The following is an 18636-nucleotide window of genomic DNA, read 5'->3' as shown; positions in this document are numbered from 1 at the left end:
TTACCTATATGTCTCTGACCAAATTCACCTCCATCACCGGCACGTGCGTTCCCGTTCCCGGACCGGACATGGACACGGACCGCATCATTCCCTCCCGCTTCCTCAAGTGCATCACGTTTGACGAGCTGGCGGGGGTCATGTTCTGGGACGAACGTTTTGATGAAAACGGACAGTCCAAATCCCACCCGGTGGACGATCCCCGTTTCAAGGGGGCTTCCATCATCCTGGGTGGCTCCAACTTCGGCTGCGGCTCCTCCCGCGAGCACGCTCCGCAGACCATTAAGCGCTCCGGCGTCAATGCCGTCATCGCGGAATCCTTCGCGGAAATCTTCTTCGGCAACAGCACCGGCATCGGCCTGCCCTGCGTGTGCGCGTCCGCCGCGGACATTGCCGCCCTGGCCCAGTACATCTCCGATCATCCGGAAACGGAAGTGACGATCGATCTCCTGAACATGACAGCCTCCTGGAAGGAAGGTTCCTTCCCCATCCGGATGCCTGCGGAAGCCCGGGAAGCCCTGAGCAGGGGCCGCTGGGATTCCATCGCTGAACTGCTTGTCAACATGGAGGCCGTGGAAAAGAAAAACGCGGAGCTGCCCCAGGTAACGGCAGCCTGCTGATCCTGTATTCACCAATCTCCCCCTACCCCTACTCCCCATATGATTTTCAGAATTACAGACTACGTCCACTACGGCACCCTGGACAACCGTGAACGCGGAACCGTCAAACTTACGCTGCAGCTCATGGGGCTGTCCCATCCGGTGAACATCACCCTGCAGGGGGATTGTTTGCAGGATCTGGCCGGATGCACGGCGGATTTCAGGAACCCCTCCCCCCAGCGGCTCCCTGCGGAGCTCACCCAGCTCCCGGAAAACATCCGGGGCGTGGCGGGAGACATGACGGCCAGCCGCCGCGTGCCCGTCAAGGGGAAGAAAACCATGGAAAACGCCCTGTACCTGGAATGGTTCACGGACCATCACGACATGGTGCTGCTGGAAAGCACGGCTTTTTCCACCAAGGTATCCCTGCCGGAATGGGTAATGGATTCCTGTGAGGAACAGGCCCAGATCATGGCGAGCCAGCAGATGCTGCGCACCCAGGTGAGGGAATGGTCCAGAGCCTACTCCAACAACCAGGAGGACGGCAACCTGCCGGACCACCACTGGGACAAGCGCCTGCGGGAGGCGGAAGCCATCGCCATCGCCTATCAGGAGGTGTTCCAGAAATACAGGCTGAACCCCAGCGGGGACATCCGCCTTGCCTTTGTAATGGGCTGGGACGACGTGCTGGACAACATTGCCCAGTCGGAAGAAACGGGAACCCCGTGCTCCTGTAAAAGCACCGGCATGCTCAGCCTGTTTGACATCCTCAATGAAGAGGAGGCCCAGGAAGTGCAGTCCTGCATGTTCCACCCCCTGTTCCAGCAGGTCATGGAGCTGACGGACCTGTGCCAGCGCAAGTTCAGCAGGGAGATCAGCAAGTCCCAGCGGAACCGTACGGAACCGCCGGAACCCCTGAGCCAGATTTTCTACTGCATCCGCTATATTACCCCGCGCATTCTTTCCTGCCTCCTCCAGGAGAAGGACAACGATGCGGACTACTGCACCATGGCGGCCCGCATGGCCCTGTGCGTGGAACAGACGCGCCAGACCGTCGGCATTCTGGACAACCGCGGCAGCCAGGTGGACGGCGAGGTGACGGAACGCTTCTCCTCCCTGCTGGAGGAGGTCAACTCCTTCCAGGAAAGCCTGGCCACCCAAAGCCGGAAGAGCAATTTGTAAACACAGCCCCCTTTCTTAACAGCATTATCCTCAACCGCTGACCACCATGTATTCCCATACCTGCTTCCAAGGGCTGTGCGCAGTCCTCGCCGCCGCCGCTCTTTCCCATGCGGATGAACCGGCCGTTTCCCTCTCAGACTTCGGCGTGGACAAGGTCATGTCCGGCCCTGTCCTTTCCATTAACGACCAGTACAAGGGAGTAGTCAAGATTGAAGTGGACTCCCTGACGCCGGATTACGCCACGCCGTGGGACACGGGCCGCTACCAGGGCGGCATCGGCACCGGTTTCCTGATCGGGGAAAACGCGTTCATGACGAACGCCCACGTGGTCAGCAACGCGGAGCGCATTTACATCTCCATGTACGGGGACTCCCGCAAGATTCCCGCCAGGGTCAAATTCATTGCCCATGACGCGGACCTGGCCCTGCTGGAGGCAGAGGACCCAAAGCCCTTCAAGGGCATCAAGCCCTTTGAATTCAGTAAAAGCCTGCCCCATCTGGAAGATGAAGTGCGGGTGATCGGCTACCCCATCGGCGGGAACAGGCTTTCCGTCACGCGCGGCGTGGTCTCCCGCATTGACTTCACCACGTACGCCCATCCCCGGAACACGGAGCACCTGACCATCCAGGTGGACGCCGCCATCAATCCGGGCAACAGCGGCGGCCCTGCCCTGATGGGGAACAAAGTCATCGGCGTGGCCTTCCAGGGCCTGAACAACGCCAACAATACGGGGTACGTGATTCCCACGCCCGTCATCCGCCACTTTCTGGAAGACATCAAGGACGGCGTCTATGACGGCTATGTGGACATGGGCATCCAGGCCGCACCCATCCTGAATCCCGCCATGCGCAAGGCATTCGGCCTGCCGGACGACGAAAAGGGCGTCCTGATCGGCAAGGTGCTCAAGGGCTCCTCCGCGGACGGCGTGCTGCGCAACGGAGACCTGCTGATGAAGGTGGACGGGTACGACGTGGACAGCTCCGCCATGATTGAGCTGGACGGCCAGAAAATCAGCATGAAAGAGCTCATTGAACGCTGTTTCAAGGATGACCGGCTCCCGCTGGACATCATCCGGGACGGCAAGCCCATGAAAGTGGACATGGTGATGAAACCCTCTCTTTCCAAAGACCTGCTGATGGCTGAATACGATAAAATGCCCCGTTACGTCGTTTTTGGCGGCCTGGTGTTCCAGCCCATCCAGCGCAACGTGCTGGCGGCGGCGGACATCTCCCTGCTGGACGTGGCCCTGGACATCCGGGATTACCAGGAAGACGGGGGCTGCGTGGACCATGAAGACATGGTGATTATTACCAAGGTGCTGGACGATGAAGTGAATGCCCGCCTGTCCGGCTCCATCTCCAACGCCATTGTGGAAAAAATCAACGGGGTGAAGGTCAAGGGCCTCACCCACGCCTACGAGCTGCTTTACCCGAAGAACATGCCGGAATACGTGGTCATTGAACTGAAAGACGGGGAACGCCCCCTGGTCTTTGAAGGCAAGGCCATGGAGGCGGCCAACAAGCGCATCTCCAAAACCTACAACATTCCGAAAAATGCCCGCCTGGACAGCGCCATTCCCGGCCGCCAGCCTGAAAGGAACACCACTCCCGCCCGTTAACCGCCATGAAAATTCTTTCCCTTTTCTCCCTTGCTTCCCTGATTCTCCTCAGCGGCTGCCAGCCGCGCGAAGACAGCCGCCCGGCCCCCGCGCCGCAGCCCGAACAGCAGCCGGAATCCCCTCAGGAACAGCCGGAGGAAGCGCCTGCCCCGGCCAGTCTCCCCTCCCCCACCAACTCCATGGTGGGCATTAACGCCACCAACCAGGGCTATGCCATGGTCCAGCCGTGGAGCAAGGAAAACCCGGCGTACAGCCAGGGCTTCGGCATCTACCTGGGGGACGGCGACATCCTGACGGCGGCCAACATCGTTTATTCCGCCAGTTTCGTGGAGGTGACCTCCGCGGACGGCTCCCAGACGGTTCCCGTGACCGTGACCGCCTTTGACCCGGAGGCCAATCTTGCCCTGCTGCGCCTGAAAAATGAAAAGGACGCCCCATTCCTGGACAAGCTGGTGCCCGTTACGCTGGGGAGCGCCCCCCGCCTGGGGGACAAGGTGGCCTTCTGGCAGTTCAATGACGACGGCCTTCCCATCACCACCTCCGGCACCCTTCTGGCTACGGAAAGCGCCAGCCCCTTCACGAACAGCGAACCCTTTGTCCTGTACAATGTCAAATCCTCCGTCACGCCCCTGAAGGGCGGCGCGGGCAACCCCATCATGAGGGATAATGAACTGGTGGCTCTCAGCGCCAGCTGCGACCCCTCCGCCCAGAAGGCGCTGGCCGTCACCCAGACCATGATTTCCCGCTTCCTCAAGCAGGCCCGGTCCGGCAACTACACCGGCTTCCCGGCGGACGGCACCCAGGTTACGGAACTGACGGACCCCGTTTTCCGCAAATTCCTGGGCCTTCCTGAAACCGGAGGCGGTTTTTACGTGGTGAAGCTGCCCGTCTACGGTTCATTCTACAAAGCCGGGGTCCGCCCCGGAGACGTGGTGGAAAGCGTCAACGGCATCCCGCTGGACAGCAAGGGACTGATCAAGGACCCCGCGCTGGGGCCCGTCTCCGCCAATGTCCTGTTCCGTGATTCCGCCATGCCGGGGGACACCATCACACTGGGCATCCGCCGCAAGGACAAGGACGGCGTCAGCCAGCCCATGACCCTGGACGTCAAGCTGGACCGCAGCGCCCTGGACGGCGACCTGGTCAATCCGGCCCCCTTTGTCTCCAATCCCCCCTACCGCATTTACGGCGGCCTGGTCTTCGTTCCCCTGACCGGGGCCCTGATAGGGGAAATCAACAAGCTCAGCAAAAACCGCCCCCCCCTCAATCTGGTGGAAGCCATTCAGAAGAAAGAGGACATCCGGAAAAAGGGCGTGGATGAAATCGTGGTCTTCCTGATGGCGCTGCCCACCCAGGCCACGCTGGGCTATGCCCAGATGAGCCCCTCCATTGTGGAAAAAGTGAATGGCGTGCAGGTGAAAAGCCTCAAGCACCTCAACCAGCTTCTGGACCTGCCCGCTCCCGGCGGCACGCACCGCATTGAGGTGACCCAGCAGCCGTACACCATGTACATGTCCCAGAAGGAGGCCGCCAAGGCGGACCGCTTCATCCAGATGAGGGCCGTGCCCGTACTCCGCAGGGATTAGGCCCCGCAGCGTTCCGCCATTCCATTGCATCCATTCTGAAATGTCCCTCCATACGCTGAACATCCGTCTGGATTTTCCCTACAGGACAGGCTTCACCCATGGGGCCTTCCATCCGGAAAACGGCGCGCTGTCCAGCCTGATGGAGCAGAGGCCCGGAGGCCGCATCCTCGTGCTGATGGAAGAAGGCCTGGAACGGTTTTACCCGGAACTCCCCGCGGAGATTGACCGTTATTTTGAGAAAAACGCCGGGGAACTGGCCTATGCAGGTTGCCGTCCCGTTCCGGGAGGGGAGGCGGCCAAAACCACCTTCGCCGCCTGGGAAACGGCCCTGCGCCACATTGTGGAAGCGGGCATTGACCGTCATTCCTACATCATTGCCGTGGGCGGCGGGGCGTTTCTGGACGTAGCGGGCTTTGCCGCTGCCACGGCCCACCGCGGCATCCGCCTGCTGCGCGTGCCCACCACCACCCTCTCCCAGGCGGACTCCGGCGTGGGCGTTAAAAACGGCATCAACTTCATGGGGCAGAAAAACTACCTGGGCACCTTCGCCGTAGCGTGGGCTACGCTCAATGATTTCCTGTTCCTGCATTCCCAGCCCCTTGCCCTGAAGAGGGCCGGACTGGCGGAAGTGGTGAAAGTGGCCGTGGTGAAAGACGCCGCCTTCTTTGACTGGCTGGAAGAAAACGCCCCTGCGCTGGCCGCCTGCGAACGGGATGCGCTGGAATACGCCGTGGAACATTCCGCCCTGCTGCACGCCTCCCACATCGCCCGCGGGGGGGACGCCTTTGAACTGGGGTCCAGCCGCCCCCTGGACTTCGGGCATTGGGCGGCCCATTACATGGAAACCATGTCCGGCTACACGCTGGGCCATGCGGAAGCCGTCTCCGTGGGCATGTGCCTGGACATTCTCTACTCCGTCAAAAAGGGATGGCTGGCTGCCGGAGAGGCGGAAAAAATCATCTCCGTGCTGAAAGCCCTGGAACTGCCCGTATTTCATCCCCTGCTCTCCCGCAGGACGGAGAATGGGCGGTGCGAAGTCCTGAAGGGCCTGGAGGCCTTCCGCGAGCATCTGGGCGGCCATTTGACCATCCTGATGCTCACCGGCATAGGCCGGGGAAAGGATGTCCATGAAATAGACGCCGCCCTGATGGAGGAATGCATCCGGGAAATGGAGAAAGCCGCCCGCTGTTACAACTAAGGGAGCGTGAACCCTGGACGCCTCCTTTATTTGGCGTTCAGGTAATCCAGGATCATTTGAACCTCGGTCTTGATTCCGTTGGAAATCGCGCCGTCGTCTGCCTTGAAGCCGGGATTATGGTTGGCGGGACCGTCCCCGGAACCCACGGTGATGAAATAGGTGGGGGCCACCTGCGCATAATAGGAAAAATCCTCGCTGGCCGGAATTCTGGGAGCGTCAAAAACGTTCTTCTCCCCTACCGCCTCAATGGCCGCCTTCTTCACCAGTTCACGCAATGCGGCGTCATTCTGGATAGACGGATAACCCAGGACGTAATCCAGCTTGTACTGTGCTCCGTTTGCCTTGCATACGTGGTCAATGATGGTCCGGATGCGTTCCTCCAGCAATTTGCGGGTTTCCGGCGTCACGGAACGGATGGAGGCCCCCAGCTCCGCCTTGTCCGGAATGACGTTGGGGGCGTTGCCGGACTGGAACTTGCCCACGGTCACCACGGCCATGTCTCCGGGCGTGGCGCTGCGTGAAACAACCGTTTGCAGCGCCATGACGATTTCAGACCCCGTGACGATGGGGTCCACGCCCATCTGCGGCATGGAGCCATGGGAACCTTTTCCCTGGATGGTCAGGAAAAAACCGTCTGAGGCGGAGGAAGCGGCCCCTGCCGGCAGAATGCCGATGGAGCCCGCGGGAGCATTGGGCATCACATGCGCGCCGAAGATGGCGTCCACGCCCTTGAGCGCTCCGCTCTTGATGATCGGGAGGGCGCCGCCGGGCGACTTTTCCTCACCGGGCTGGAAAATGAAATAGACCGTGCCGGGCAGCTCCTTCTGCATGGAAGCCAGAACCCTGGCCGTCCCCAACAGCATGGCCGTGTGCATGTCATGTCCGCAGGCATGGCTTACGCCCGGCGTTTTGCTGGCAAAGGAAAATCCTGTCTCCTCCTGCACGGGAAGCGCATCCATGTCCGCCCGGAACCCGACGGTCTTCCCGGGTTTTCCGCCGCGCAGAATGCCGATCACGGAGGTCTTTGTAGGCCGCAGGACTTCAATGTGTCCGAACGAGGCAAGCAGGTCCGCCACATAATTGCTCGTCTTGTATTCTTCAAAAGACAATTCCGGGTTCTGGTGAATGTGGTGCCTCCACTCCACGGCGTCCCTGGCGGCGCTCCGCACCTCCGGTTGTTGCGCCATGGCCGAAACAGCCTGAAAGAAAAGAGCCAGTAAGGTTAAAAACGATATTCTCATGTTTGCAAAACTGGAAGGACTGTTCTTATTCAGACAACGCACAATGACTTTTATTCCATAAAATTGTGCCATCATTTCATAATTTTCAAAGGTCAAACATGAACCCCGTAAAATCAAGCCAATCACTCCTGGAAGGTTTTCTACTTTCAGACTTTCTTGAAATTAAGTATAACGCATTTGATTTATTATATGGTGATCTCAAGACAGACTAAATATGAAAACAATAAAGATTATTTTCAAATGGATTGTAGGTATTATTGTTGTAGTCGGATTTATATGGATCTTTATGCCGTTTTATTTTATGTATCCCTTTTTATACGTAAAATACACTTTAAACCCCGATATGACTCCTGGGATGATGAATGAAATCATCAAAGAAAATCCTAAAGAGATATATGATATAGAACAACGATTAGATAAGAGCAGAGTTCCTCCCAAGCAGGATGATTCCGCTTTTCAGTCCTATATGGAACGGCTGGAGCGAGTCACAGCCAGATACATAACAGAGGGGAAATTAAATTCCCTGCATATCAACTGGTACTCCGAAAATAGAGAGGCCAATAAAGTAAAATATATAGTTGGCTATGAGACAAGGACAGCATGGGGACGCACCAAGGCTAATTTGGGATATCTTTCAGATAAAACAATTTACTATTTCCTGCTTGACCAAAACCTCCACATACTTGGATGGATGAAAGAAAAATTAGAAAAATAGAATATGTGACGATAATGCATCTGTCATGAACTTCTTCCTCATGCGAGCTACCATAATTTTCTCCATAGATTTCACAGCGGACGCCATCCTTCACCAATATGAATAACAATCTTAGTTTCCATTCCTGTATGCAATATCCCAGATGACTAAACTAGAATATCGTAACCGGGAGCTTCCTCAATAGCCCCCCTTCTCCAATAGCATGGCCTATGAATACCTGACTCCTCAAGCTCAATATCCCGACTTTTACAGTCTATGAGCTTTCCAGAAAAGGAGAAATGGCAACTGTAGTAAATTGATCAAGATCAGACAAGCAACGTATCAGCATTAATTATATCTTTTATCCCGGAAAGCAAAACGAAAGATTGGGTCTTTGAAGAAATAAAAAACAATTAAAAATAAAAGATACGGTTTATGAGACCTTTCCTCCGGTGGATTTTAATTCTGGCGAACACTGTTGCTGTGAAAATGTGAAGTGGAATTGAAACCTTGCCATTTGGGGTAAAATGATGGATTACGAATTCATTGCAGGATATTTTCTCTTGTAAAATTCGATGTATTTGGATATAGAAATATTGGTAAATTTCAGTATCCATATTAAAAATTATTTAATTAATTTTATTAAAATTGCTTCAACGGATGTTAAAAAAAATCATATTCTGGCTCACTTTTTTATTATGTATTCTTATTTTATCATTTTTCCTCATTTCTGAAAACAATAAAAGACAGGCCTGCCATCTTGAAGAAACATTTAATGCTTCTTCTCCGGAGGAAATAAGAAATAAATACGATCAAATTGAAACTCTTACAACGCATGTAGGTGTTTACACAAGTATTTGCATACCGAATACTCGCCATATACTTCCAAATGGAATTATTCTCATTAAAATGCCTTCAGGAAAAACCAGAATATTTTATGGCGGTTACTATTCGTCACATAATTTCTTATCCAACCTAAAAAATTATGCTGAAATAATAATCGAAGAAGATCCTGAATACATCATTGAACAAAAAAAAGTATTAAATTTTGAAAACGCAATGGAAGTTTCTTTAGAAATTTTTACTGAAAATAGCCATTTCTCAGAATTATAAGTTTCAAAGCATCATAAAGGAAATTTTAATATTCAGGAAAACCAAATCACGCTTGTAAACCGATGAGCCAATGAAAGTAAATGAAAAGAACCGGCATTTCAAATATTGATTTGCATCAGCTAACAGGCATCGTTGAATGGTGGGAAAATGATTCCCTGCATATAGACAGCAACCAGCATGTATTATTATATTTAAAGAATACTGGTCAGATACACTGGTTACAGACGAAAATATCAATGAAATCAACAAACGACTTTCATACATGAGCCAGATATGCGGATATGAAATTAAAATAAATTTAGAATTCCATACTGAATTCACGGACCGTATCATCTATCCTGAACGATTTTACGGCGACCATTACTACAGGCCTAAATACAATAAAATCATCAATTCCATCCTGAAAATAATTGGCATCAGCATACCTTTGGTACCCATCCAACATTCCCGTTTTTCCAAAACAATAACACTGGCCCGGATGTATCATTACAGTAGTGGAAATATGGTCCAATCCCCACTCAATCACTTTAACCTTTAATTGCCATGATATTCCGCTTAAAAAAGAATGTGCCTTATCCCTAATGACAAATGGAAATGGGAATAATGTAAAATTCTCAAATTACTGACCGGGATTTGATGACTGCATCGCACTTTCTTGATCCTCCATTTAGTCATGCAGGACAGGTAGCCCGGACACTTCCCTTTTGCTAATCGTTGGAAAGGACATAGATGGAGCGAATCTATTCATTGGGCAGGAATCCCTCCCTCTTCTTTTTCCTTCCATTCACCTACAGTCGCGGCACGGCAGCCAGCAATGCCTGCGTATACTCATGGGCAGGGGAGGAGAACACCTGCTCCGCCTCCCCGTACTCGACAATGCGGCCTTTGCGCATCACGGCAATGCGGTCCGCAATGTAATGAACCACGGACAAGTCATGGGAAATGAAAATCATGGTCAGGTTCAAGTCACGGGCCAGGGAGATGAGAAGATTTAAAATCTGGGACTGGATGGAGACGTCCAGCGCGGAGACGGGTTCATCCGCAATAACCAGCCTGGGCTCCGGTGCCAGGGCGCGCGCAATGGCGACGCGCTGGCGCTGCCCTCCGGAAAATTCATGCGGATACTTCCGCATCAGGGAGGGATTCAGCCCCACCCGCTCCATCAGTTCCGCCACGGCATCCCTCATCTGGGAAAAGGAACGCTTGCGGGAACGGCATTCCAGAGCCTCCTTCAGCGTGGCGTACACGGTGAAACGCGGATTCAGGGAGGCGTAAGGGTCCTGGAAAACCATCTGGAAATCCGGGCGGCGCTTCCTGACCTCGGAAGGGGACAGGGCGGTCAGCTCCTCCCCCTCCAGCCAAATGCGGCCCTCCGTGGGTTTCTGGAGCAGCATGACCGTCCGGGACAGCGTGGACTTGCCACAGCCGGATTCCCCCACCAGGCCCAGGATTTCCCCGCGCTCTACGGACAGGGATACCCCGTCCACCGCCACCACGGGCGCCGGTTTACGGGAGGAGAGAAGCCCCTGCACCGCAGGAAAGACAACGCTCACATGATCCAGTTCCAGAAAAGCCATGCCATCACTCTAACAAGCCTCCCGGAGCAAGACAAGACCCCAACCGTGCCAGCTTCGTCAACACGCAGCCAACCCGGACTCATCCCCGCCGGAACGGCCGGTTACGGCGCCTTAGGAGGGAATGAAGCGGAGCTTTAACCGTTCCGTCCGCCTCCGGTTCGCATCCCGCCAGCTCTCCCCGGTGTTCCGGCTTCCGGGAAACTTGTGTATGACATTTAAAATAAATGAATTGATAGCCAGATAATGAAAAACGCAGCGGAAAATGGAAATGCAGCGCATTCGCGGAATGCAAAGGAGCCGCTCCCCGTGAAGGGAACGGCTCCTGAGATTGATGCTGCCGCGGAGCTTACGCGCCGAGCTGGTAGCGGACGAAGGAGACGACGGTAATTTCGTCGCCGAGTTCCTTGCCGACCTGATTGAGCAGGGCTTCCACCGTCATCTTTCCGGCAGGGTCCTTCACAAACACCTGGTTCAGCAGGCAGGACTGGGCATACAGGGCCTTCAGCTTGCCGGGAAGAATCTTTTCCAGCAGGTGTTCGGGCTTGCCTTCCTGGATGAGCTGCTGCTTGGCGATTTCCTGTTCCTCGGCTACGAAGGAGGGGTCCAGGCTGTCGGAGCTGACGCTCTTGGGAGCGGCGGCGGCGATGTGCAGGGTAAGGTCCTTGGCCAGGGCCTTGAACGCGTCAGACTTGACGGTTTCTTCCTTGCCGGCCTTGATGGACAGGAGAACGCCTACCTTGCCGCCCATGTGGATGTAGGAGACCACGGCGCCGGTGCCGTCCGCCGTCAGGCGGGCGAACTTGCGGAGAGCCATGTTTTCGCCGATGGAGCTGCACATGGCCTTGATGTATTCTTCCGTGGAACCTTCCGGCATAGCCACCTGGAGGGCTTCCTCCAGCGTAGCGGCCTTGGAATCCATGAGAGCCTTGGCAACGTCGTTCACCAGGCCCTGGAACTTGTCGCCCTTGGCGCAGAAGTCCGTTTCACAGTTGAGTTCAAGGATGATGCCGGAGCAGCCGCAGGGGGCCACGGCGGCGCGGATCACGCCTTCCTTGGCATCGCGGTCAGCCTTGGCGGCGGCCTTGGCAATGCCCTTTTCGCGGAGATACTTCACGGCGGCGTCCATGTCGCCGTTGCATTCGTTGAGGGCCTTCTTGCAATCCATCATGCCGGCGTCCGTTTTGTCACGGAGGGCCTTGACGAGAGCTGCAGTAATTTCTGCCATAGTGTTTCTATTCTTTCTAAATCGGTGTTCAGGCTTCGGCGGGAGCGCCCTTGCCTTCGTTGATGGCCTTGACAATGCAGTCAAGCACCAGGCGGATGGAACGGACGGCGTCGTCGTTGCCGGGAATCGGGAAGTCAATTTCCTTCGGGTCGGCGTTGGTGTCAACCAGCACGCAGACGGGGATGTTCAGGCGATGGGCTTCACGGATGGCGATGTCTTCATGATCGGCGCCGATGGCTACCATGGCGTCCGGAGCGCCGCCCATGTTGCGGATACCCTGGAGGTTGCGTTCCAGCTTCTGGCGTTCGCGGTCCAGAGCGGCCAGTTCCTTCTTGGACATGCTCTTGAATTCCGGGGTCTTTTCAATCCCTTCAAGGTAGGCAAGGCGTTCGATGCTCTTGCGGATCGTGCTCATGTTGGTGAGCATGCCGCCCAGCCAGCGATGGTTGACGTAGTACTGACCAGTGGCTTCCGCGGCTTCGCGGACGGCTTCCTGGGCCTGGCGCTTGCAGCCGACGAAGAGAATCTTCTTGTTGCGGCGTGCCAGATCGGCCAGGAAGGAGCAAGCCTTGTCCAGGCATTTTTCCGTTTCCTCAAGGTTGATGATATGGATACCGGCCTTGTCCTTGAGAAGGTACTTCTTCATGCTGGGGTGCCATTTGCGGGTTTGGTGGCCCAAATGAACACCGGCTTCAACCATCTGGTTAATCAGATCATTAATCATATTTGTATGTAGGTGGCTTTCCTTGCGTCAGGAAAAGCGTTTTTTGGGGACTTCGCCGCTTTCTACCCCTCCGATCCCCATTGTTTAGGTTGCGACGAATCACGCGAGGGACAGATAATGTACTCCGGAACGGCCTTCTTGTCAAAGCATAAATCATTGATTTACGCAGCCATTCCGCCATCCGCGGAGATAGCCTGAAAGAGGCCTCCGGCACAGTCTTTCCTATTCCGCCGAACCCTTATCGTACAAAAAACAGGAACATGCCGCAAAACAGTCTTGGAAAAAACGCGGAAGAGGCGTTCCATGCGGGCGTTCCGGATGACCAAGACCCTGACAAGCGGCAATCCCGCCAAATTGATTTTCCTGTTTACCATACCCCTGCTGATCGGGAACCTGTTCCAGCAGTTTTACAACATGGCGGACACCCTGATCGTGGGCCGCACGCTGGGCGTGGAGGCGCTGGCGGCGGTGGGCTGCACGGGAGGGCTGATGTTCTTCATCCTCGGCTTCGTCATCGGGTTTACAGCGGGGCTGGCCATCATCACGGCACAGCGCTTCGGCGCCGGACGCAGGCGTGCGGTGCGGCGCAGCTTTGCCGTCTGCATCGTCCTGAGTTCTGTCATGACCGTCCTGCTGACGGCTGTCAGCGTCGTCTTTGCACGTCCGGTGCTGGAACTGCTGCAAACGCCGCCGGAAATCCTGGATGCGGCCCATGCCTATATCATTGTCATCTCCTGGGGCATCGGCGCGGCCATGCTGTTCAACCTCCTTTCCAACGTGCTACGCGCCCTGGGGGACAGCCGGACGCCCCTTTATTTCCTGGTTCTGGCCTGCGTGCTGAACATCGCGCTGGACCTGGCGCTGATCCTGCGGTTCGGCATGGGGCCTGCGGGCGCGGCCGTCGCCACCGTAGCCTCCCAGCTCGTTGCGGGGCTGTGCTGCGCCGCTTACGTCTTTAAAAAGTTCCCCATTCTCCGGCTGACCCGGGCGGACTGGAACATGAGTCGCCGCTACCTCTGGGCCCACATCCGCGTGGCCCTTCCCATGGGGTTCCAGGCCTCCATCATCGCCATGGGGGCCATTCTGGTGCAGTTTGCCCTCAACCGGCTGGGGGCGCAGTCGGTGGCCGCTTTCAGCGCAGCCCAGAAAATTGACATGGTAGCCACGCTGCCCATGATGTCCTTCGGCATCACGATGGCTACGTACGTGGCGCAGAATTACGGAGCCAGGAACCTGGCGCGCATCCGGCAGGGCGTTCTCCAGTGCAACCTGATGTCCGTGGGGTTCAGCATCGCCGTAGCGGCCGTCAACATTGCCTGGGGGCCTGAATTGATCAGGCTGTTCGTGGGAGACGGAGAAAAGGAAGTCGTCAGCCTGGCCCAGACCTACCTGAACATCAACGCCTCCATGTACTGGGTGCTGGCGCTCCTCTTCGTCTTCCGGTACACGCTTCAGGGACTGGGCCAGAGCATTGTGCCCACCTTCGCGGGCGTCATGGAGCTGTGCATGCGCGCCCTGGCCGCGATCATCCTGGCGCGCTACCTGGGCTTTACGGGCGCCAGCATGGCGAGCCCCGCCGCCTGGATAGGCTCCTGCGTGCCGCTCGCCATCGCCTATTACTTCACCAGCAGAAAAATGATGCAGTCCATGAAGCAGACCTTTCCGCCATGTTGTGAGGAAGAACCGGAAGCCGTCCGGCAGGCCGTGTAACGGCAGCGTTTTGCGGCCTTGCCCCGGGAACCGATGCACCAGCGGAAGAAAAGGAAAGCCGTCATGGCCCCCGCATGGGTCAATCACAGGCCTTTGCGGAAAACCCGGAATGCTCCCTTCCCCAGTATTCCCGCGCCTTCTGCAAATAAAACGCGCCAATGGGAGGTAAAACCGTAAGTTCCTTGCCAAACTTTGCCGCCAGTTCCGGAGAAGGCATGTCCTCCCTCACATGCTTTCCTTCCCCAATCAGGAACGGCAGCACTACGATCCTGTTCCCTTTCAATCGTGGAAGCACCTCCTCCACGGAGGGGGAAGCGCCGAAATACGCCAGGGCCATGTCCTTTACCTGCGGCTGCAACCAGGGGCGGAGCGCCCGCAGAAATCCGGCCGGCTCCGGGGGCAGCTCCTTCCCCACCACCCCATGCGCCACAAGCAGCAGGGACGTACCCGGCTCCAGCTCCTTCGCGAGGGCGGCGCCAATAACGCCGTGGAAGTTTTCCACACCTTCTCCGGCCCCCCAGACCGGCTTGAATTCCAATTCCGGGGATAGGCCGCGTTCCGCATACAGGGCACGCAATTTTTCCGGGAGCGCCTCCGTCACCGTCCAGCCGCTCTGCATGAAAAGCGGATAAACCCGGACCACTCCGTCGCCCGGCGGCAGGTCAGCCGTTTCCATGTCCCTGAAGGAAGCCTGCCAGACGGGAGCGTGGTTCAGGCTCCGCGCCCGGAGGCCATCGGCCAGATGCTGCCGCAGTTCGGCCCCCGCCTCATCATAGGAGACGCATAACGTGTAAATCTTTCTGGGCATGTCAAGTAAGACCCCGGAGGGGAAGCGGCGTTCAGCATCTCTCCCCGTCCGGAGACGCCGGGCAGCGCATGCCTGCCGTTTGTAACAGAAACTCCGGATTACGGCAATACCATAACCGTCTTTTCCATTGATGAGTTTTCAACCTCCGGAAAATGGAATACAAAATCAACTTATCATGCTGTCAATTATTGTGTTATAAATTTTTAAAAGAAACGTTCCGGATAAAATGCAACCCTCCCTTCCAATCTCCGCCGGAGGCAGGATAGCGGCTTGACCGGAGGTCTTGAAACCGTCATAATATAAAGACATACAGGTTTTGTTTTATGTCGTTTTACATTCAATCCGTTGAAATCGGCGGCCCCCGGCCGTTCTACCTTCTGGGCCCCTGCTCCCTGGAATGCGAATCCTTCGTCTGGGAGATGGCCCGCTCCATCAAGTCCATCGCGGAAAACCTGGATATTCCCCTTATCTTCAAGGCCTCCTACGACAAGGCCAACAGGACTTCCATCACCTCTTTCCGAGGTCCCGGCGTCCGGGAAGGCTGCCGCATCCTGTCGGAAATAGGGAAGGAATTAAAAATTCCCGTGGTCACGGACGTGCATACGGCCCAGGAAGCGGAAGTTGCCGCCGAGTATGTGGACCTGCTCCAAATTCCCGCCTTCCTGTGCCGCCAGACGGACCTTCTGGAAGCCTGCGCCAAGAGCGGGCGCCCCGTGAATATCAAGAAAGGCCAGTTCCTGGCTCCGTGGGATACCGTGAACATCGGGGAAAAGATGCGCGCCTTCGGCTGTGACAAGTTCATGATGTGCGAACGCGGCACCTCCTTCGGCTACAACAATCTGGTGGTGGACATGCGCTCCCTGTACTGGATGAAGCAGGAAGGCTTCCCCGTCGTATTTGACGCCACCCACGCAGTCCAGCGGCCCGGCGGCCTGGGCGGAACCACGGGAGGGGACAGTGAGCTGGCCCCTGTGCTGGCGTCCGCCGCCATGGCGACGGGCAGCATTGACGGCGTGTTCATGGAAGTGCACAAGGATCCGTCCAAAGCGCTTTCCGACGGTCCCAACCAAATCCCCCTCCACCTGCTTGAAGGAGTGCTGAAACGCCTTCAGTCCATCCATCAGGCGGTTCAGTCATGATGAAATTATTGTCCACATGCATTCTGGCGACGGCCATGCACAGCATGGCGGCGCAGGCGGATACCAGCCTGCCCGCAGCCACGCCTTTCGCCGGGGTGGACAAGAAACTGCCCATGCTGGAGCTCCTGCCCGTGGGCAAGGTACTGCCCAAGGTGAGCCTGTCACGTTATGAAGGCCCGCGCCTTTCCATGCTGCTGACCGCGTCAAGCGTGACGGTAGCCGCCCCGCAGGAAATCGCAGCCAGCATCCTGAATATTTACCTGTACGGGAAGGACAGCCAGACTTCCCGGCTTTTCACCAGGGCCGCGTCCTACTTTCTGGACAAAAAACTGGTTGTCTCCCATACGGAAACCACTCTCAAGGAAGAGAATATCTCCGCCCGGGGAACCGGCCTTTACCTGGATACCGATATCAAGAGGGGCATCATCCTGGGCCCCGTCCAAACAACCATCCGCACGGATCACCGCAACAAGTAACCATTACTTTCATGAAGAAACTTTCCTCCCTGCTGCTGCTCGCCCTGACCGGGGGCCTGGCCTGCGGCGCCTCTGACGGCGTCCCGGCCCACATCGTCCAGCCCCTGCCTAAAGAACTGGATCCCCGCCTGGAACCACCCCTGACTCCTCCCTCCAACATCGTACGCCCCATGACGGCGGAAGAAACCGCCCGAAGAAACCAGGAGCTGGCCCCCGTTCCGGCTGCGCATCTGAAGAAAGACGGGGAGAAGGCGATCAACACCTACAATGAGCAGGAAAAAGCCGTGGAAGGGCAGATCCAGGAGTTCCGGCAAAAGCACCAGGTCACCGGCAATTCCGCCGTCCCGGCAGCGGAAGCCGCCCCCGCTGCGCCCGATCCGGAAGAAAGCTTCATGCGCTCCAACTCCGCAAACAACCTGTACTCCGTGGATTGTGACGGGGACCTGTACTTTGACATGGAAGAAGGCGTGCTGGTGTTCATGAAAAACGTCCGGGTGCGCAACCCCAACCTTTCCATGGACTGCGCGGACCACCTGAAGATTTATGCGGAGTTCGTTCCCAAAAAGCCGGGCGACAAAAAGCCTTCCGAACGCAAGCAGGAGAAGGAAAAGGAAAAAGCCGGAGAAAAAGAGGGAGAGAAGCCCCAGGTGGCCCTCCCCAACGGCGGCAACTTTGACTATAACTCCATTAAAACCGTCGCGGCTTCCGGCAACGTAAGAGCCAGCTATACCAACAAGGAAGGGGAAACCAGCAACGCCCAGGCGGACAAGATCACTTATAACGCCAAAACCGGGGAAATCATTCTGACAGGCTCCCCGGTGATCATCACGCCGGACGCCATCATCAAGAATCCGAACAAGAACGCCTTCATCCGCGTGTACTCAAACGGAAACATGTACAGCAGCCGGGGAACCAAGACCACGTTCCGCCACATAGATAAAAAACTTTCCGACCAGGAAAAACAGAAAACCAACCGCAAGCCGTGAGTTCCTTCCACTCCTCCCCTTTGCTGAGCGCCGAAGGCATCTGCAAAACCTATAAGACGCGCACGGTCGTGGACCAGGTCAGCCTGAAGGTGGGCCACGGCGAAATCGTGGGCCTGCTGGGACCCAACGGCGCGGGAAAAACCACCTCCTTTTACATGGTGGCGGGGCTCGTGCGCCCGGATGAGGGCCAGGTAATCTTTGCGGATGAGAACATCACGGAACTGCCCATGAACCTGCGCGCCAGGCGCGGCATGGGCTACTTGCCGCAAGAGGAATCCATCTTTCGCAAGCTTTCCGTGGAAGACAACCTCCTGGCCATTCTCCAGACGCGCAAGGACATGACCTCCCGCCAGCAGAAGGACCGCGCCGTGGAGCTGATGGACCGCTTCGGCATCACCAAGCTGCGCCGCTCCATGGCCATCCAGCTTTCCGGCGGGGAAAAGAGGCGGCTGACCATCGCCCGCGCCCTCGCCACCAATCCAAAGCTGCTGATGCTGGACGAGCCGTTCAGCGGGGTGGACCCCATTGCCGTTTCAGACATCCAGAAGATCGTCATGGAACTGCGGGACACGGACGGCCTTTCCATCCTGATCACGGACCACAACGTGCGGGAAACCCTCCACATCGTGGACCGCGCCTACATCCTGTTTGAAGGGAAAGTGATCAAGCACGGCACTTCAGAGGAAATCGCCAGTGACCCCATCGCCCGTAAGCAGTACCTGGGCGACCAGTTCCGCATGTAACACCTCCTTCCGCCAGTCCC

At 56.4% G+C, this 18636-nt stretch carries 17 protein-coding genes; 12 read left to right on the top strand and 5 right to left on the bottom strand.

What is annotated here, in order from left to right; all coding sequences use genetic code 11:
* The first annotated feature begins 8 nt into the window (after positions 1 to 8).
* The 5 genes from HHJ06_RS00930 to HHJ06_RS00910 are packed head-to-tail and all read left to right on the top strand — an operon-like array spanning position 9 to position 6180.
* Entirely contained in the window at positions 9 to 617 is a 609-nt protein-coding gene (locus HHJ06_RS00930) for a 3-isopropylmalate dehydratase small subunit (RefSeq protein WP_215426933.1), read from the top strand.
* 39 nt (positions 618 to 656) lie between these two features.
* Positions 657 to 1778 (top strand): hypothetical protein, encoded by a 1122-nt coding sequence (locus HHJ06_RS00925; RefSeq protein ID WP_215426932.1) that lies wholly within the window; start codon positions 657 to 659, stop codon positions 1776 to 1778.
* Positions 1779 to 1824: 46 nt separating this feature from the next.
* On the top strand, positions 1825 to 3396 hold the full coding sequence (locus tag HHJ06_RS00920; RefSeq protein ID WP_215426931.1) for a S1C family serine protease: 1572 nt from the start codon (positions 1825 to 1827) through the stop codon (positions 3394 to 3396).
* A 5-nt stretch (positions 3397 to 3401) separates the two neighbouring features.
* Positions 3402 to 4982, top strand: coding sequence for a S1C family serine protease (locus HHJ06_RS00915; RefSeq protein WP_215426930.1), 1581 nt, complete (start codon positions 3402 to 3404; stop codon positions 4980 to 4982).
* 40 nt (positions 4983 to 5022) lie between these two features.
* Complete coding sequence (locus HHJ06_RS00910; protein ID WP_215426929.1) at positions 5023 to 6180, top strand: 3-dehydroquinate synthase; 1158 nt, start codon at positions 5023 to 5025, stop codon at positions 6178 to 6180.
* Positions 6181 to 6206: 26 nt separating this feature from the next.
* On the opposite strand, the gene HHJ06_RS00905 is transcribed toward HHJ06_RS00910, so the two are convergent.
* Entirely contained in the window at positions 6207 to 7367 is a 1161-nt protein-coding gene (locus HHJ06_RS00905) for a M20 metallopeptidase family protein (RefSeq protein ID WP_215426928.1), read from the bottom strand.
* Positions 7368 to 7635: 268 nt separating this feature from the next.
* On the opposite strand from HHJ06_RS00905, the gene HHJ06_RS00900 reads away from it, so the two are divergent.
* Positions 7636 to 8136 carry a hypothetical protein gene (locus HHJ06_RS00900; RefSeq protein ID WP_215426927.1) on the top strand — a complete coding sequence of 167 codons (501 nt, stop codon included), beginning with the start codon at positions 7636 to 7638 and terminating at the stop codon, positions 8134 to 8136.
* Between the two features lie 639 nt (positions 8137 to 8775).
* Entirely contained in the window at positions 8776 to 9228 is a 453-nt protein-coding gene (locus tag HHJ06_RS00895; protein ID WP_215426926.1) for a hypothetical protein, read from the top strand.
* 788 nt (positions 9229 to 10016) lie between these two features.
* Here the strand turns inward: HHJ06_RS00895 and HHJ06_RS00890 are convergent.
* From HHJ06_RS00890 to rpsB, 3 genes are all read right to left on the bottom strand, one after another.
* Complete coding sequence (locus HHJ06_RS00890) at positions 10017 to 10805, bottom strand: ATP-binding cassette domain-containing protein (RefSeq protein WP_215426925.1); 789 nt, start codon at positions 10803 to 10805, stop codon at positions 10017 to 10019.
* Positions 10806 to 11151: 346 nt separating this feature from the next.
* Positions 11152 to 12030 (bottom strand): translation elongation factor Ts, encoded by an 879-nt coding sequence (gene tsf / locus HHJ06_RS00885; protein WP_215426924.1) that lies wholly within the window; start codon positions 12028 to 12030, stop codon positions 11152 to 11154.
* 28 nt (positions 12031 to 12058) lie between these two features.
* Positions 12059 to 12754 carry a 30S ribosomal protein S2 gene (gene rpsB, locus HHJ06_RS00880; RefSeq protein WP_215426923.1) on the bottom strand — a complete coding sequence of 232 codons (696 nt, stop codon included), beginning with the start codon at positions 12752 to 12754 and terminating at the stop codon, positions 12059 to 12061.
* 318 nt (positions 12755 to 13072) lie between these two features.
* On the opposite strand from rpsB, the gene HHJ06_RS00875 reads away from it, so the two are divergent.
* The gene (locus HHJ06_RS00875) at positions 13073 to 14464 is read left to right on the top strand and encodes an MATE family efflux transporter (protein ID WP_215426922.1); all 1392 of its coding nucleotides are present in this window, start codon (positions 13073 to 13075) and stop codon (positions 14462 to 14464) included.
* Positions 14465 to 14543: 79 nt separating this feature from the next.
* On the opposite strand, the gene HHJ06_RS00870 is transcribed toward HHJ06_RS00875, so the two are convergent.
* Complete coding sequence (locus HHJ06_RS00870; RefSeq protein WP_215426921.1) at positions 14544 to 15272, bottom strand: sirohydrochlorin chelatase; 729 nt, start codon at positions 15270 to 15272, stop codon at positions 14544 to 14546.
* A 323-nt stretch (positions 15273 to 15595) separates the two neighbouring features.
* On the opposite strand from HHJ06_RS00870, the gene kdsA reads away from it, so the two are divergent.
* From kdsA to lptB, 4 genes are read left to right on the top strand one after another with little or no spacing between them, the layout of a single operon-like run.
* Complete coding sequence (gene kdsA, locus HHJ06_RS00865; RefSeq protein WP_215426920.1) at positions 15596 to 16411, top strand: 3-deoxy-8-phosphooctulonate synthase; 816 nt, start codon at positions 15596 to 15598, stop codon at positions 16409 to 16411.
* Positions 16408 to 16887, top strand: a complete 480-nt coding sequence (locus HHJ06_RS00860) for an LPS export ABC transporter periplasmic protein LptC (RefSeq protein WP_215426919.1) — start codon at positions 16408 to 16410, stop codon at positions 16885 to 16887. The genes kdsA and HHJ06_RS00860 overlap by 4 nt, the downstream gene beginning before the upstream one ends.
* Before the next feature lie 11 nt (positions 16888 to 16898).
* A complete protein-coding gene (locus HHJ06_RS00855; protein WP_215426918.1) occupies positions 16899 to 17873 on the top strand; it encodes an LptA/OstA family protein in 975 nt (324 codons plus the stop codon).
* Positions 17870 to 18616, top strand: coding sequence for an LPS export ABC transporter ATP-binding protein (lptB, locus tag HHJ06_RS00850; protein ID WP_215426917.1), 747 nt, complete (start codon positions 17870 to 17872; stop codon positions 18614 to 18616). Before HHJ06_RS00855 ends, lptB begins: the two co-directional genes overlap by 4 nt.
* Positions 18617 to 18636 lie beyond the last annotated feature (20 nt).

Origin of the sequence: Akkermansia muciniphila (assembly GCF_018709685.1) — a bacterium.
In the GTDB taxonomy this organism is placed as follows: Bacteria; Verrucomicrobiota; Verrucomicrobiia; order Verrucomicrobiales; family Akkermansiaceae; genus Akkermansia; species Akkermansia muciniphila_E.
The sequence above is the reverse complement of the archived record's forward strand: the minus strand, read 5'-3'. Positions and strand labels throughout refer to the sequence as shown.

What these genes read in the sequence shown, in the direction of transcription:
- HHJ06_RS00910 (WP_215426929.1), top strand. Translation starts at nt 5,023, where the DNA reads ATGTCCCTCCATACGCTGAACATCCGTCTGGATTTTCCCTACAGGACA.
- HHJ06_RS00875 (WP_215426922.1), top strand. Translation starts at nt 13,073, where the DNA reads ATGACCAAGACCCTGACAAGCGGCAATCCCGCCAAATTGATTTTCCTG.
- HHJ06_RS00855 (WP_215426918.1), top strand. Translation starts at nt 16,899, where the DNA reads ATGAAGAAACTTTCCTCCCTGCTGCTGCTCGCCCTGACCGGGGGCCTG.
- rpsB (WP_215426923.1), bottom strand. Translation starts at nt 12,754, where the DNA reads ATGATTAATGATCTGATTAACCAGATGGTTGAAGCCGGTGTTCATTTG.
- HHJ06_RS00870 (WP_215426921.1), bottom strand. Translation starts at nt 15,272, where the DNA reads ATGCCCAGAAAGATTTACACGTTATGCGTCTCCTATGATGAGGCGGGG.
- HHJ06_RS00920 (WP_215426931.1), top strand. Translation starts at nt 1,825, where the DNA reads ATGTATTCCCATACCTGCTTCCAAGGGCTGTGCGCAGTCCTCGCCGCC.
- HHJ06_RS00915 (WP_215426930.1), top strand. Translation starts at nt 3,402, where the DNA reads ATGAAAATTCTTTCCCTTTTCTCCCTTGCTTCCCTGATTCTCCTCAGC.
- HHJ06_RS00890 (WP_215426925.1), bottom strand. Translation starts at nt 10,805, where the DNA reads ATGGCTTTTCTGGAACTGGATCATGTGAGCGTTGTCTTTCCTGCGGTG.
- HHJ06_RS00860 (WP_215426919.1), top strand. Translation starts at nt 16,408, where the DNA reads ATGATGAAATTATTGTCCACATGCATTCTGGCGACGGCCATGCACAGC.
- kdsA (WP_215426920.1), top strand. Translation starts at nt 15,596, where the DNA reads ATGTCGTTTTACATTCAATCCGTTGAAATCGGCGGCCCCCGGCCGTTC.
- HHJ06_RS00905 (WP_215426928.1), bottom strand. Translation starts at nt 7,367, where the DNA reads ATGGCGCAACAACCGGAGGTGCGGAGCGCCGCCAGGGACGCCGTGGAG.
- HHJ06_RS00895 (WP_215426926.1), top strand. Translation starts at nt 8,776, where the DNA reads ATGTTAAAAAAAATCATATTCTGGCTCACTTTTTTATTATGTATTCTT.
- HHJ06_RS00925 (WP_215426932.1), top strand. Translation starts at nt 657, where the DNA reads ATGATTTTCAGAATTACAGACTACGTCCACTACGGCACCCTGGACAAC.
- HHJ06_RS00900 (WP_215426927.1), top strand. Translation starts at nt 7,636, where the DNA reads ATGAAAACAATAAAGATTATTTTCAAATGGATTGTAGGTATTATTGTT.
- tsf (WP_215426924.1), bottom strand. Translation starts at nt 12,030, where the DNA reads ATGGCAGAAATTACTGCAGCTCTCGTCAAGGCCCTCCGTGACAAAACG.
- HHJ06_RS00930 (WP_215426933.1), top strand. Translation starts at nt 9, where the DNA reads ATGTCTCTGACCAAATTCACCTCCATCACCGGCACGTGCGTTCCCGTT.